Origin of the sequence: Bacillus sp. Leaf49 (assembly GCF_001426125.1) — a bacterium.
Lineage (GTDB): Bacteria > Bacillota > Bacilli > Bacillales > Bacillaceae > Bacillus > Bacillus altitudinis.
On the sequence record NZ_LMRK01000020.1, the window covers coordinates 239,243 to 253,455 of the forward strand.

The window sequence follows — 14,213 nt, forward strand, 5'->3', positions numbered from 1 at the left end:
TGATGTCCCTCCTTTTTCTGATTAAAAAAGTGTATCATGTTTTCGCTCATTTGAACATCCTTATGCTAGCTTCGATTCAGTGTTTTGATGTCCTTGATGATTTCATCATATGGCGTATTTTGAACACCATCATAGTTTTTCATCACTTTTCCTTCTTGATCAACGAGGAAAAACAGAGATTGATGTATCACTTGGTCTTCGTCTTCAGGTTTTTTCACAATCGTCTTAAAGCTTTTCATTGCAAATTTTTCAATCGCTGACTGCGAGTAACCAGTGAGAAAATCCCAATTTTTAAAGGATAATGGATATGCTTTTGCAAATTCCTTTAGCTTTTTCGGTGAATCCACCTCTGGATCGACGCTAAATGAAATGATGTGCGCATCCAATTTTTCTTCTTTTAAACGCTTTTGTAGCTCTGTCATATGTGCGGTCATCGGCGGGCAAATCGTTTCACAGCTTGTGAAAATAAAATCCGCCACCCAGACTTTCCCCTTTAAATCGTCGAGCGACACCTTTTGACCATCCTGGTTTTGATACTCAAACGGCTGGATTTGATAATTTAACGCATCCTTGATTTGTCCATTTGAACATGAGACTAAAAGAAGCACGCTTATAATCGTAAGCGCACCAAATAAGGCTCCCCTTTTTGTATACATGACCATTACATCCCCTTTTCAATCAATCGGTATAAAAAGTAAAGCCTATAGCGCCCTTACCAGTATGACAGGAAATAATCGGTGTTGTATAAGCGATGTCAACTAGTGCATCAGGTGTATGATCAAGCAGTGCTGCTTTAAGCTTTTCTGCAAGTTCTAATGCGTCTGCATGTGCAATCCCAATGGCCTGAACGGTTTTCCCTTTCACCGCCTGTACATACTGTTTTGTCAAATAGCGGACAAGAGCGGAGTAACTTCTCACATTCGCTTCTGGTGTGTATATGCCGTCTGTTAAGCTGGCAATTGGTTTAATATGAAGAAGTGAACCGATCAGCGCCTTTCCTCTTCCAATTCGTCCACCTTTCACGAGATTTTCTAATGTATCGATTGTGACAAATAGCTTTGTTTTAAGACGAATTTTGTCCATTTCTTTGAGGATGTCATCACGGCTTGCCCCTTTTTTGGCAAGCTCTGCTGCTTTGGTGACTTGAAACCCTAAACCATAGGAAATAAAATTCGAATCAATGACAGTGATATTCCCGTCCACCATTTTAGAAGCGCTTTCAGCAGTTTGAACCGTACCACTCATCCCACCAGTTAAATGGATACTAATAACTTCGCTTCCATCTGCCGTCAGCTTTTCATATAATTCGATGAATTGACCGATCGCAGGTTGAGACGTTTTCGGCAGTTCATCAGCGGCCTCCATTTTTTCAATAAATTCATCTGGCTGTATGTTCACTCGGTCAATATAATCAACCCCAGAAATGGAGATATTGAGCGGAATGACATGAATGGAAAGATCATTGATTTTTCCTTGCGGAAGGTCCACAGTTGAATCTGTTACAATTTTAATTTGTTTCACTATCGTCTCATCCTTGCTGTCTTAGTCTTTACTTAAGATATTACCTTATTTCCTTCAATCTTCAAAACAACTGTCATAACGTTTTTGAAATTGTCACATTTTCTTCTTTTCATGTAAAAAATCCTTGCCAAGATGAGTGGCCGCCATTTGAAAATGGCCGCTCACTCTCTTTGGCAAAGATTCCAATTTACGCATTGTGTTTTAGTGTAGGCTCTTGGTAGATCTGTTCATATGTGCTCCACTTGACGTTACGTTTCACATCCTCCCTGAAAGAGTACACATGCCTCTTTCCCTTAGATACATAGACTTTTTTCAAGAAAGCTTCAAGTCTAAAGGTGAGCATGAAACCATAGGATTCATCTCCCTTTAAAACAGGGACTTCTGTTACCTTGATCTGAGCTCCATCCATCCGTCTAAAACATATTGTTTTGAGCAGCACAAACGATCAATCCTCTTTTCCAATTATCTGTTAAGCCTAAATAAATAGGTGGAATAAATCTTGATCTTTATTCACTTCAACATAGTGGAAGCCTTTTTTATTCATTCGGTCAATCAGCGCTGCATAGTCATCTCTTTCTTTCAATTCGATCCCAACAAGCGCTGGTCCTTTGCTTCGGTTATTTTTTTTCGTATATTCAAAGCGTGAGATATCATCATTTGGCCCTAACACTTCATCTAAAAATTCCCTGAGAGCACCTGCTCTTTGCGGAAAATTAACGATGAAATAATGCTGGAGTCCTTCATAAATCATGGAGCGTTCCTTGATTTCTTGCATTCGGCCAATGTCATTATTGCCTCCGCTGACAATACAAACGACATTTTTCCCTTTAATCTCCTCACGATGTGCATCTAAAGCCGCGATCGGTAACGCACCCGCTGGCTCAGCTACAATGGCACATTGATTATACAGCTCTAAAATGGTTGTACATACTTTTCCTTCTGGTACAAGACTAATCTTATCGACAACAGACTGAAGCGATGTAAACGTCTTTTCGCCAATCCGCTGAACCGCTGCTCCATCTACAAACTTATCTATTGAATCAAGTGTGACAACCTCCCCTTTCTCGTGGGAAGCATGAAGTGAGGCGGCACCAAGCGGCTCGACTGCAATAATTTCTGTTTCTGGTGCGATATTTTTCATATACGTCCCAACGCCAGATAACAAACCTCCGCCCCCAACACTTGCAAATAAAAAGTGAGGCTCCACTTCGATATCATTTAATATTTCTACAGCAGTTGTTCCTTGTCCTGCCATGACATCTAAATCATCAAATGGATGAATAAATTCCCGCTTTTCCTTATCTCCGCATTTGACTGCTTCATGATACGAATCATCAAAGGTATCTCCGGTTAAGATAATGTCAACATATTCTTTTCCGAAAAGCTCCACTTGAGATACCTTTTGCCTTGGTGTGGTAGCAGGCATAAAGATTTTCCCGTGGATACCTAAATATTTGCAAGAATAGGCAACGCCTTGTGCGTGATTTCCTGCACTGGCACAAACAATGCCGTTTTCTAGTTTTTCTTTTGGCAACTGGCTCATTTTATTAAAAGCGCCTCTTAATTTAAAAGAACGAACAACTTGCAGGTCCTCTCTTTTTAAGTAAACATTACATTCATATCGTTCAGAAAGTCGCTCATTTTTTTGAAGTGGTGTATGAATCACTACATCCTTCAAATTTTGATGGGCTTTTAAGATGTCTTTCACTTGAATTAGCTTGTTTTCTTTGAGCAACGGTTTCATGTACAAGATCCTTTCTCTTTAACCTTATTTAATTTGTCATTATAACATGAATATTCAAAAAATAAACCAATAGATCATGGATCGGAGATAAATTTCATGAACTTTTTCGTTTTTCTATACATTTGTTCTAATTGGGTGTTATAATAAAACCAATTAGAACCAAAAGAAAGGAATCGCTCGATGACCACTCATCCGTTTGCTAATATATATGGAGAACACCAAGATATAAAACACGCCATTCATTTGGCAAAACAATTCACGAAAAACGATCAGCCTGTGTTGATCACAGGTGAAATTGGAACAGGCAAATCACGCTTTGCACAAGAAATGGCCCATTCATTTGCTGCGCAGGCTTCGATGAAACATATCTACTGCCCCATTGTAGATGAAGCGACTTTGCAGGAAGCATTTACTCATGCGGCAAATCATGTGATTTATTTAGACGAAGTCAGCGCACTTAGTATTCCTATGCAGCATCAGGTCATTCGTTTTCTCGAAGATTCTCCTGCAACAAAAATCATTGCTTCTTCGTCTTTATCATTAGAGGCGATGAGCGTTTCGTCCAGTTTTTTACCTGAGCTGTTTTATCGGCTCAATGTGCTTCATATCCCTCTCCCGCCGTTAGAAGATCGAAAAACAGATATTCCTATTTTAACCGCTGCTTTCTTTCAAGAACTGAACATGACGCCTGACATCGACTCAAGTGTGTGGGAAGTCTTACAGCAATATTCGTTTGAAGGGAATGTCCAGGAGCTCAAAAATATCGTTCATTATGCAGCCGCGATTCTCGAAGGGCAAACAGTTTTCTTGCATCACTTGCCACCTTTTGTATTATTACCTCAACAAACAGCTGGTAAAGGAAAAAAAGAAGAACACCAGCTCACGCTTATGGAGAAACAAGAATTTGTTTTCTTACTCGAAGCCATTAAGTCTCTAAATGAAAAAGGAGAAGCAGCCAGCAGACGTATCTTGTCTGAGTTAAGCAAACAAGGCGACATCCCGCTGACCCCTCAGCAAGTCAGGAGTCGATTAGATGATCTTGAGAAAAAAGCCTATGTGACAAAAGGGAAAGGCAGAGCTGGAACGAAGATTACACTTGAAGGTCTCTCATTTCTGAAGTCGCTTGATGGTTATATACCGGTTCAATAAAGGAGGACATCCATTGTTTACTGTAAAAGAAGAAATTGCCAACGCAATTACACATGGCATTGGCGTCATTTTATCCATTCCCGCCATTGTTTTTCTCGTTTTATTCGCTGTTCAATACGGCACTGTCACTGACATTATTAGCTTTTCGATATTTGGCGCGTCGATGCTGCTACTTTATTTAAGCTCTACTTTGCTTCATAGCATTCGGCACAAAAAAACAAAAGATGTATTTGAAATCCTTGACCACTCTGCGATTTATGTATTGATTGCTGGTACATATACGCCATTTTTGCTTGGCCCATTAAAAGGCGCACTTGGCTATACTCTTCTTGCAATCGTATGGGCGCTTGCTGCAGGCGGTATCGTTTTTAAAATCTTTTTCGTCAAACGGTTTATCATTGTATCCACCCTTGTTTATTTATTAATGGGCTGGATGATTATCATCGCAATTAAACCTCTGTACATTCAATTAACAGGAGCTGGATTCAGCCTCTTACTATTAGGCGGTATTTTGTATTCAGTCGGAACGATCTTTTATATTTGGCGGAAAATTCCCTATCATCATGCGATTTGGCACAGCTTTGTTCTCGGCGGAAGTGCATCAATGTTCTTCTGCATTCTATTTTATTGCGTCAACATCCCAGCATGATTAAAAAACCAGCATCCACATTCGGATGCTGGTTTTTTCTATGCACGCTTTTGTGCGTAATCACTCATCTTGACCGGTGCTTTGATATGAATATCGACATTAACTGGACGAAGTCTTTTAACGATCTTCCCTGTTAAAAGACGGTCTGTGCCGCTTGTTTCAACCGGAACAAGCGGGCAGTTACACTCTACAGCAAGCGTTTCTGCCATGACACGATATTGTTCAGAAAGCAACAGACTCTGGCCAGATAGAACTCTTTCCCTTGCTTCTTCTAACAACGCCTCATCAGATTGATTCTGCTTGATCACCGCCATCTTCTTCAACCATTGTTTTAAGATGGGATAGCGAAACAGATGCGGTTTTGCCATAAAAGCAAATGGCTTCTCTAAGTGACCAATCAGCAATGTCGTCGTCACTGGATGATGTGCTTCTGTGACATAAATAACAGGGCCATCTGGCAGCCTTTTTTGCTGATGAATGGTCATGACCGATCCTGATTGATCAATACACCCTCTGGCAAACCTTTTTGCATGCTCATGGATGAGATGCATTCGTTTCGTATAGGAAATGCGTGGATCCGTTAATTCATGATCATACAAATGCCTTATACTTTTAAAAAAGGATACAACAACATAAATCGTTAAAAACCAATAACGAAACAACCGTACTCCTCCTACTCACTTATCCTTCTTTTCTGTCATAGACGACAAATTCATAATTGTAGGGGTTCTTTTCGTCACGATGGCCTTTTTCACGTGATACAACCGTCCAATTCTCTTCATCGTAATAAGGGAAGAAACGGTCGCCTTCAAATGAATGATGAATGTGCGTGATATATAGACGATCTGCGTATAGCATCATTTCCTCATACAGCTTAGACCCGCCAATGATCAATAATTCTTCCTCAGTCTTCGCAATGGTTAAAATATCATCGATTGAATGAACTACCTCGCATCCTTCAGCTTGAAAAGAAGAACTTGTGGTCAACACGATATTCCGGCGGTTAGGCAGTGCTCGTCCAATTGATTCAAACGTTTTTCTGCCCATGACAATGGTATGGCCACTTGTGACTTTTTTAAAATACGCTAAATCAGCGGGTAAATGCCAAGGCATTTGATTATCTTTGCCAATGACTCTGTCTTTTCCTGTCGCCACTATCATGGAAATCATACACTGACTTCTCCTTTAATATGCGGATGTGGATCATAGTTCTCAAGCACAAAATCATCAAACGTAAAATCAAAAATACTTTTGACATCTCTAGTGATGCGAAGCTGCGGAAGTGTGCGCTCCTCACGCTCTAACTGCATTTTGACCTGCGGAAGATGATTTTGATAAATATGAGCATCTCCTAGCGTATGAATAAACTCTCCTGGCTCAAGGTTTGTCACTTTGGCAATCATCATCGTTAGAAGTGCATACGAAGCAATATTAAAAGGCACACCTAAAAAGATATCTGCCGAACGTTGATAGAGCTGGCACGATAATTTACCGTTTGATACGTAAAATTGAAACAAGCAATGACAAGGAGGCAGTGCCATCTGATCAATCTCTCCTGGATTCCACGCACTGACAATCAATCTTCTCGAATTAGGATGATTCTCAATATCATGGATCAGCTTGCTGATCTGATCTACTGTCTCTCCGTCTCCGCTCGCCCATGATCTCCACTGCGCACCATACACACGCCCTAGCTCTCCATTTTCATCTGCCCATTCATTCCAAATACGGACACCATTTTCTTGAAGATATTTGACATTTGTATCACCTTTTAAAAACCACAGTAACTCATGAATGATTGATTTCAGGTGTAATTTCTTTGTTGTTAATAAAGGAAACCCTTCCTGTAAATCAAATCTCATTTGGTAACCGAACGTGCTGATAGTGCCTGTTCCTGTTCTGTCACCTTTTTCATCCCCGTGCTGTAATACATGACGGCATAACTCTTTGTATTGTTTCATTTTTTTCATCCTTTATTTATGTTCTTGTTGTAGTTTACCTTATTTCTGCTTTTGTTGAAACCAATTGAAACCAAAAAAACATGTCTGCATGATGAGCAGACATGTTTTTCTTTTTATGCTTGATTCACTCGATCCTGCTCTTCGTCCTTAATATCTTGGTGAGAGTGAGCTATGCGGCTTGCTGCTGCTGCGGCAAGCGCAGCGACAAGGTCATCAAGGAAGGTGTGTACTTCACCAGGACGACCTTCATCTAATTCTCTAATAATACCAAATTTCTCTTTGTCTAGGTAACCGAAGTTGGTCAAACCGATTGATCCATATACATTGACAATGGAAAGCGGAATAATCTCATCAATTCCATATAGCGGTTCATCTGTTTCAACTAAATGCTGCAAAGGTTCTGGCAAAAGCTTTTTTTCTGCCAGCTGATCAAGCGCAAGTCCTGTCAAAACTGCGTGGACAATTTCCCTTTTATTCAGCACTTTTTCAACATTTTCAATGCAGACACTAAGTGGAAGATTTGGGTTGTATTTCTCTTGGAGTTTCAGCACAATATGTGCAATATCTTCTATTTTCACTCCACGCTCGTTTAACATCTGTTTTGTAATGCGAACCATTTCGTTCATTGTATACTTTTTCAATTGGCATGACATCTCCTTCTAGTGGCTCATCCAGCTCGGCGGGGTGTTTTTATCCCAGTAAATATTACCGAGTTCATGATGCGTCTGGAATCCATCTTCTGCTGTATGGTAGTGAAAGTTAAACCAATATCCGCTGTGAGGCGGCTGATCTCTCCTGACATGAAAACGAAGCAAATCTTCTCCAGTCTTTCTATTATAAATGTGGAAGATTTTTTCCCCATTTCCGCTTGAAGGCTGATCAGTTAAAACAACATCTTGAAATTTTTCGTCATCTTTGAAATTTGTTAAAAAGTCGGTTAACACTTGTTCAATTTTGGGTTGAATCTCTTCTCTATACTCGTCCTCAATGACAGGTGTGATTTTACGACCAAATTTGAGAAAGGATTGGTTTTCTGCACTTGATAGAACCTCTTGTTTATATTGCTCAAAGGGGTCTACCCGCTCTTTGTTGTCTTCTTGCGATAGTTCCCAGCTGCGCGTATCATCTGATGTATCATAAACTGCTGTATAAGGTGATTTATCAGATGAAGAAAGTTCAGATGGCTTGTCTGTCATCAAAGCCGATGGAGGAGAGATTAAACCAAAAGTCGCAATCGTAAAGAGTGCAACAAGCGTTTTTCTCATCCACATTTTCATGATATCTAATTCCTTCCATAAGTTATCATACTGCTATTCTAGCATATAATGAATTTTCAGTCATTCAATTTGGTCATTGAGTTGAGACTTTCTTTTTCATGATAAAACGTTTACAATGACAGTAACGACGACTAAAATTTGGGAGGAATGGATATGCTTGAAGGGTTTTTCATCACAGCTTCCTTGCTGACGTTATTTTATTTTGTCTATATGGAGATCACCGATTAAAAGCCCTGAAATAGGGCTTTTTTAATTGTTAAGAGTGATTAAAGTTTTGTTGATTTGTCTTCTTCTATTGAGATATATCCGTAATGGAATTGGGCGGTTTTACGTTTGATCACCTGAAATTGATAGGAATCAGTGGTAAATCGTGTGCTTTTCCAATGATCTTTTAAAACCACTCTTTTTCTAGCCACTCTCATTGCTTCTTTCACAGCGGTTTCATGGTCAAAATGATGCTCAGCTGCATGACGAAGCGGCATCATACTAGCAGACTCTTGTATGGTTTCTTCAAACATTGGGTCGAAATAGACGATATCATAGGATCGATCAGGGAGCTTCTTTAACTGCTCAATACTATCCCCGCTGATGACAGATATCCGTTTCATCGCTTCGTCTGCCTCTCTCACACCCGTTTCCCATGTGCTGAGTCCTTCTCGAACAAGCAATGCCGTCACCGGATTTTTTTCAATACCGGTCACTTTTCCATTGGCGCCTGTAGCGCAGCTTGCGGTAATCGCATCTGATCCTAACCCAAGCGTACAATCTAAAAAGGAATCGCCCGGCTTTAATTGTGCTGCTTCTATTAATGGATCTTTTTCACCACGAAGGACCCGCTTCACCCTAAACATCGCTGAGCTTGGATGGAAAAAGAACTTTTCACCATTTGGCTGATACCATTCAAATCGTTCTTTCCCAACAACGAGTACATCCCCCCGCTTGATCGCAAGCTGTTTGACAGATTGTTTGCGCCGCTCGATATACTCACCATGCAAGTCCTTTGCAAGGGCCTTTGCCGTTTCAATTGTTTGTTCATTTGCTCTAAAGCTTGTTGTAATGAGCATGACGTTCCTCCATCATAATCAAGAAAAAATGCCCTGATGGATCACAGGACATTTCAACATTTGTATTAGCAATGTTTTTCAAATGCAGATAAGACGTTCTTCATAATATCTTCCATTTCATGACCTTCAATTTCGTCACGCGGGATAAAATGAACGAGTTCATTTCCTTTTAAAAGTGCCATAGATGGAGAAGATGGCTCCTCACCTGTGAAGTATTCTCTCATTTTAGCCGTTGCTTCCCGGTCCTGACCAGCAAAGACCGTCACCATTCGATCTGGTGCTTTTTCTGCTTTCATGACAGCTTGAGTAGCAGCAGGGCGTGCTAAACCGGCAGCACATCCGCATACGGAATTGACGACAACAAATGTTGTTCCTTCTGCTTCCTGCATCGTTTTTTCTACTTCTTCTTCAGTCGTCAATTCTTGAAACCCTGCACTTGTCAGTTCTTGGCGCATTGGTACGACGAGCTGACGCATATATTCTTCATATGCCATTGACATAAAAAAGCCCCCTCTATAATCCTTATGTTGTGAATAAAGGATACTATAGAGAGAGCCAATTTTCAAATGATCAATTTCACATTAAATTTTCATGATTCCGCCTGTATTGGCTGATGTCACAAGTTTTGAGTATCTGGCAAGGTAACCTGTTTTTACTTTTGGCTCAAAGCCTTTCCAGTTTGCTTTTCTTTTTTCCCATTCTTCTTCCGGGACATCTACGCTTAAAATGCGTTTTTCGATATCAACAACGACATGATCACCATTTTCAACAAAGGCAAGCGGGCCGCCTTCTGCTGCCTCTGGAGAAACGTGTCCAATAGACAATCCGCGAGAAGCACCGGAGAATCGTCCGTCTGTAATTAAAGCAACCTTTGGACCAAGTCCCATTCCAACAATTTGTGAAGTTGGTGCTAGCATTTCAGGCATACCTGGACCGCCTTTAGGTCCCTCATAACGAATAATGACAACATGTCCTGCTTCTACTTTTCGATTAATAATTCCTTCAAGTGCTTCCTCTTGGGATTCAAATACGATCGCAGGTCCTTCATGACGTGTGATGCCGTCTTGTACACCGCCTGTTTTAATGATTGCTCCATCTGGCGCAAGGTTTCCAAATAAAACGGCTAAGCCGCCCTTTTCAGTAAATGGCTTGTCAATTGGATAAATGACGTTATAATCTTTTACTTCATGACCTGCAATGTTCTCGCCTAACGTTTTCGCTGTGACGGTCATGGTATCTAAATGAAGAGCCCCCTCTTTTTTGGACAATTCATTTAGTGCAGCGGTCACTCCGCCAGCTTCATGTAAATCTTCAATATATACATCTGAAGCTGGAGCAAGTTTCGATAAATGCGGCACACGTTCTGCGACTTCATTGATACGCTCAAGTGAATATTCAACGCCTGCTTCGTTTGCAATCGCCAATGTATGAAGAACTGTATTTGTTGAACCACCAAGTGCCATATCTAAAGCAAATGCGTTATCAATCGCTTTTTCGGTGACAATATCACGTGGTTTAATGTCTTTTTTGATTAGCTCCATCAATTGTTTTGCTGACTTCTTCGCAAATTCTCTTCGTTCTGGTGAAGTCGCCAAAATGGTTCCATTTCCAGGAAGAGCAATCCCTAGCGCCTCTGCTAGACAGTTCATTGAGTTTGCTGTAAACATACCAGAGCAAGATCCGCATGTTGGACAGCCAAACTGCTCTAATTCGTTTAATTCCTCTTCATTAATTTTCCCTGATTGGTATGCGCCTACGCCTTCAAAGACAGAAGAAAGCGAAATTTTTCTGCCATCACTTGTTCTCCCAGCTTCCATCGGTCCACCACTGACAAATACAGTTGGGATATTCACACGCATGGCAGCCATCATCATACCTGGCGTGATTTTATCACAGTTAGGAATACAAACCATGCCATCAAACCAGTGTGCAGACACAACGGTCTCTACTGAATCAGCAATGATTTCACGGCTTGGCAATGAATATCTCATCCCAATATGCCCCATCGCAATACCATCATCTACCCCAATTGTATTGAATTCAAATGGAACACCGCCAGCTTCACGAATGGCTTCTTTCACAATTTTTCCGAATTCCTGAAGATGGACATGCCCTGGGACAATATCAATATAGGAATTACATACGGCAATAAACGGTTTGCCAAAATCCTCATCTTTTACCCCAGCTGCTCTTAGTAAGCTTCGGTGAGGTGCTCTGTCAATTCCTTGTTTAATCATATTACTGCGAAGTTCTGCCATCTGTTTAAAAAGCCTCCTATACTACTAGTCTTGTTGACTGTATGATTTTGAGTTCATTTTATTTTACAAATTTTCTGTTTATTTAGCCACCTATAATAGATAGTGACTGATTTCTCTGCTGAAGCAAGTGCTCAGCAAGGATTGTGTCATAAAATCTGACCTCCAATATTCTATATTGGTACTACTATATAGAGTTTTTTCTCATATTTCAACAATATTCAAAATAATTTTTCTAAAAAAATTTTTCTGCCAATAAAAAAGCCATTTTCAGAAAACAAGCTGCCTTTTATTGGCAGCCTGCTTGTCTTTCTTATGATTCTGATGCATTTTTTCTACTTTCTGTCATTTGCTTCCACACAGAGCCTTTTGCTTCTTCTCCGTGCTCAATTCGTTCGATGGCCATTTTCACTTGAAGACTGACTTCAAATTCAGGGTCCTGCTCCGCTTCTTTTAAAGCTTCTAGTGCTGTTTCGTCACCTTCTTCATAAAGGAACATGGCCGCACGCCAGCGGACAAGCTTACTTGGGTCCCTTAAGGCTTGGATCATCGCTTCAATCGCACTAGGATCACCAAGATCCGAAATACAATCTCCTGCAGTTCTTCTAACCGTCACTGTTTTATCTTCAAGCCCTTTATACAAAATAGGCAAAATGTCTGGATCTTCAATCATGCCAGCGTTCACAACAGCTTGTCTGCGAATTGATGTTTTTGGGTCCTCCATCGCTTTCATTAAGACAGGTATATCTTTTTTCTCTGGCTGCATTTGCTCTAAATGAGCAAAACGTTTCTTCCAATCTTCATCGCGCAGCATCTCTTCTGTCACATCATATGCTTTTCGGTTCACTTGTTTATCTACAGCCTCTTGACCTTCCTTCACTGCCTCTGTTAAACGGGATAAACGCTCGTCGTCATATGCAGCTTGCAGCTCTTCTGTGACTTCTTGACCGATATCAGCAAATTCTCCAAAACGTACGCCATGTTCTTTCCACACACGTTCAAATACAACATTATCTGAACTGCTTCTTAGCTTTAAAATCGCTACCTGGAAACGTTCAGGCATTCCAAATCGTTCTTCTCTTTCACCGTCTGTCAGCTTCACCTGCATCGGAATCCCATTAAACATTTGAACAAACACTTTGACTTCTCCAAATGTGTCATCACCTGACTGCAATTCTCCCTGAAGACCTTCTGTTTCTTGTCCAAAGGCTTCTCTGACTTGCTGTAAAATACCTTGCCAGTCAAATTTCGCATTGCGCTCAACCGCTAAGAAATCGGCTACATGGTAAACACCTTTTACACCTTCAATGGTTAAAATGCGCTTGATCATCTCTGGCGCTTCGTCTTTTTGATCTTTTTTGTAGTTATTGCTTTTACCGCCTGCAAGCGCTTCTGTCAAAATGACTTTCATTGTATTCGGGCTTGGCGTTGGTTCTATGGCAGTTATTTTCATCTATACATCCTCCTTACACACATAAAGACCCTACTCATCTGTAAGGCCGCATTCTTCTTTCCATGTCTTAATAAATAGACACATAAACTCATGCCGCTCATGAGCCAGCTGCTTTCCAGCACGTGTGTTCATCAAGTCTTTTAAATGAAGCAGCTTTTCTTGCATATGCAAAAGTACTGTGCCTTGGTGAGCACCCTCTGTATAGTGAGGCTCCCCTTTTGCACCTGCATATGTAAACACCCTTGCAATCCCAGTTGCACCTATCGCATCTAGCCGATCTGCATCTTGAACAATGGCCCCTTCTAATGTCACTGGCTTATGCTTCATATGCCGGTGACGAAAAGACATCGTTGTAATGATATCCATGATATAGCGAATATCTCGCGTGTCCACTTCCCACAAATGGAGCTGCTGCTTGAGATCATGCGGTGAAAGCTTCCATTCACTAGACAGCTTGTCATCAATGACATCATGGACAATCGCTGCCATTTCAATGACAAAAAGCGACCCGCCCTCCTGTTGTGCAATATGGACGGCAAGCTGGCGCACACGATTGATATGAGCTTCATCGTGTCCAGTCGGTTCATTCTTTAGCTGTTTTGAGACAAAGGAGGCAGCTGCCTCCAATTGTTCTTGTTGCTTGTTCGAATACATGCTTATTTCTCCAAAAGAGCGATAATGGAGCTTTCTAATTCTTTTGGTGGTGTTTTAGGAGAGAATCGTTCAGTCACTTCTCCGTTTTGGTCAACGATAAATTTTGTGAAATTCCATTTCACCGTTTTTGTACCAAGCACACCTTTCGCTTGACTCGTTAAGTATTTGAAAAGCGGATGCGCATTGTCACCATTGACATCTACTTTTGCAAACATCGGGAAGGTCACACCATAGTTTAACGAACAGAATTCTTGAATTGCTTCTTCCCCTTCTGGCTCTTGATTCATAAATTGATTGCACGGAAATCCTAAAATTTCAAGGCCCTTTTCATGATATTGATCGTATAACTCTTGTAATTGTTTAAATTGAGGGGTCAGTCCACATTTGCTCGCTGTGTTCACGATGATCAGTACTTTCCCTTTGTAATCTGCCATTGATTTTTCCTGACCGTTAATGGTCTTGACCTGAATATCATAAATTGACATC

Annotated in this window: 17 protein-coding genes; 2 read left to right on the forward strand and 15 right to left on the reverse strand. The window is 40.8% G+C overall.

The window, feature by feature from the left end; genetic code table 11:
- Nucleotides 1-65 precede the first annotated feature (65 nt).
- The 4 genes from ASG46_RS10980 to ilvA all read right to left on the reverse strand — a co-directional run bounded on the left by ASG46_RS10980 (nt 66) and on the right by ilvA (nt 3,265).
- A complete protein-coding gene (locus tag ASG46_RS10980) occupies nt 66-656 on the reverse strand; it encodes a cytochrome c oxidase assembly protein (protein ID WP_007500791.1) in 591 nt (196 codons plus the stop codon).
- Between the two features lie 22 nt (nt 657-678).
- On the reverse strand, nt 679-1,521 hold the full coding sequence (locus tag ASG46_RS10985) for a DegV family protein (protein ID WP_056704637.1): 843 nt from the start codon (nt 1,519-1,521) through the stop codon (nt 679-681).
- A 187-nt stretch (nt 1,522-1,708) separates the two neighbouring features.
- Nucleotides 1,709-1,960, reverse strand: coding sequence for a YpmP family protein (locus ASG46_RS10990; RefSeq protein ID WP_008346400.1), 252 nt, complete (start codon nt 1,958-1,960; stop codon nt 1,709-1,711).
- Nucleotides 1,961-1,996: 36 nt separating this feature from the next.
- Nucleotides 1,997-3,265, reverse strand: coding sequence for a threonine ammonia-lyase IlvA (gene ilvA, locus ASG46_RS10995; protein WP_056704794.1), 1,269 nt, complete (start codon nt 3,263-3,265; stop codon nt 1,997-1,999).
- Nucleotides 3,266-3,445: 180 nt separating this feature from the next.
- Between ilvA and ASG46_RS11000 the strand changes: the two genes are divergently transcribed.
- Together ASG46_RS11000 and trhA are read left to right on the forward strand one after the other, a co-directional pair.
- A complete protein-coding gene (locus tag ASG46_RS11000) occupies nt 3,446-4,414 on the forward strand; it encodes a sigma 54-interacting transcriptional regulator (RefSeq protein WP_056704638.1) in 969 nt (322 codons plus the stop codon).
- A 13-nt stretch (nt 4,415-4,427) separates the two neighbouring features.
- Nucleotides 4,428-5,063 carry a PAQR family membrane homeostasis protein TrhA gene (trhA, locus tag ASG46_RS11005; RefSeq protein ID WP_008346394.1) on the forward strand — a complete coding sequence of 212 codons (636 nt, stop codon included), beginning with the start codon at nt 4,428-4,430 and terminating at the stop codon, nt 5,061-5,063.
- Between the two features lie 38 nt (nt 5,064-5,101).
- On the opposite strand, the gene ASG46_RS11010 is transcribed toward trhA, so the two are convergent.
- From ASG46_RS11010 to ASG46_RS11060, 11 genes are all read right to left on the reverse strand, one after another.
- Nucleotides 5,102-5,725, reverse strand: coding sequence for a lysophospholipid acyltransferase family protein (locus tag ASG46_RS11010; RefSeq protein WP_056704639.1), 624 nt, complete (start codon nt 5,723-5,725; stop codon nt 5,102-5,104).
- A gap of 19 nt (nt 5,726-5,744) precedes the next feature.
- Nucleotides 5,745-6,233, reverse strand: coding sequence for a dihydrofolate reductase (locus tag ASG46_RS11015; RefSeq protein ID WP_056704640.1), 489 nt, complete (start codon nt 6,231-6,233; stop codon nt 5,745-5,747).
- Nucleotides 6,230-7,024, reverse strand: coding sequence for a thymidylate synthase (locus ASG46_RS11020; RefSeq protein ID WP_017367468.1), 795 nt, complete (start codon nt 7,022-7,024; stop codon nt 6,230-6,232). The genes ASG46_RS11015 and ASG46_RS11020 overlap by 4 nt, the downstream gene beginning before the upstream one ends.
- Before the next feature lie 113 nt (nt 7,025-7,137).
- Nucleotides 7,138-7,665 (reverse strand): phosphatidylglycerophosphatase A family protein, encoded by a 528-nt coding sequence (locus tag ASG46_RS11025; protein WP_008346387.1) that lies wholly within the window; start codon nt 7,663-7,665, stop codon nt 7,138-7,140.
- A gap of 18 nt (nt 7,666-7,683) precedes the next feature.
- Nucleotides 7,684-8,301, reverse strand: coding sequence for a YpjP family protein (locus tag ASG46_RS11030; protein ID WP_024718552.1), 618 nt, complete (start codon nt 8,299-8,301; stop codon nt 7,684-7,686).
- A gap of 266 nt (nt 8,302-8,567) precedes the next feature.
- Entirely contained in the window at nt 8,568-9,365 is a 798-nt protein-coding gene (locus tag ASG46_RS11035) for a class I SAM-dependent methyltransferase (RefSeq protein ID WP_056704641.1), read from the reverse strand.
- A gap of 65 nt (nt 9,366-9,430) precedes the next feature.
- A complete protein-coding gene (locus ASG46_RS11040) occupies nt 9,431-9,865 on the reverse strand; it encodes a BrxA/BrxB family bacilliredoxin (protein WP_008346384.1) in 435 nt (144 codons plus the stop codon).
- An 81-nt stretch (nt 9,866-9,946) separates the two neighbouring features.
- Nucleotides 9,947-11,623, reverse strand: a complete 1,677-nt coding sequence (gene ilvD, locus ASG46_RS11045; protein ID WP_007500822.1) for a dihydroxy-acid dehydratase — start codon at nt 11,621-11,623, stop codon at nt 9,947-9,949.
- A 310-nt stretch (nt 11,624-11,933) separates the two neighbouring features.
- Nucleotides 11,934-13,073 (reverse strand): conserved virulence factor C family protein, encoded by a 1,140-nt coding sequence (locus ASG46_RS11050; RefSeq protein WP_056704642.1) that lies wholly within the window; start codon nt 13,071-13,073, stop codon nt 11,934-11,936.
- 30 nt (nt 13,074-13,103) lie between these two features.
- On the reverse strand, nt 13,104-13,727 hold the full coding sequence (locus ASG46_RS11055; RefSeq protein WP_056704643.1) for an HD domain-containing protein: 624 nt from the start codon (nt 13,725-13,727) through the stop codon (nt 13,104-13,106).
- Between the two features lie 2 nt (nt 13,728-13,729).
- Entirely contained in the window at nt 13,730-14,212 is a 483-nt protein-coding gene (locus tag ASG46_RS11060; protein ID WP_035703303.1) for a glutathione peroxidase, read from the reverse strand.
- Nucleotide 14,213: the final 1 nt, after the last annotated feature.

Coding starts and splice junctions, on each gene's coding strand:
- ASG46_RS11020 (WP_017367468.1), bottom strand. CDS start 7,024: ATGAAACAATACAAAGAGTTATGCCGTCATGTATTACAGCACGGGGAT.
- ASG46_RS11035 (WP_056704641.1), bottom strand. CDS start 9,365: ATGCTCATTACAACAAGCTTTAGAGCAAATGAACAAACAATTGAAACG.
- ASG46_RS11040 (WP_008346384.1), bottom strand. CDS start 9,865: ATGTCAATGGCATATGAAGAATATATGCGTCAGCTCGTCGTACCAATG.
- ASG46_RS11030 (WP_024718552.1), bottom strand. CDS start 8,301: ATGAAAATGTGGATGAGAAAAACGCTTGTTGCACTCTTTACGATTGCG.
- ASG46_RS11050 (WP_056704642.1), bottom strand. CDS start 13,073: ATGAAAATAACTGCCATAGAACCAACGCCAAGCCCGAATACAATGAAA.
- ilvA (WP_056704794.1), bottom strand. CDS start 3,265: ATGAAACCGTTGCTCAAAGAAAACAAGCTAATTCAAGTGAAAGACATC.
- ASG46_RS10980 (WP_007500791.1), bottom strand. CDS start 656: ATGTATACAAAAAGGGGAGCCTTATTTGGTGCGCTTACGATTATAAGC.
- ASG46_RS11055 (WP_056704643.1), bottom strand. CDS start 13,727: ATGTATTCGAACAAGCAACAAGAACAATTGGAGGCAGCTGCCTCCTTT.
- ASG46_RS11060 (WP_035703303.1), bottom strand. CDS start 14,212: ATGTCAATTTATGATATTCAGGTCAAGACCATTAACGGTCAGGAAAAA.
- ilvD (WP_007500822.1), bottom strand. CDS start 11,623: ATGGCAGAACTTCGCAGTAATATGATTAAACAAGGAATTGACAGAGCA.
- ASG46_RS11000 (WP_056704638.1), top strand. CDS start 3,446: ATGACCACTCATCCGTTTGCTAATATATATGGAGAACACCAAGATATA.
- ASG46_RS11015 (WP_056704640.1), bottom strand. CDS start 6,233: ATGATTTCCATGATAGTGGCGACAGGAAAAGACAGAGTCATTGGCAAA.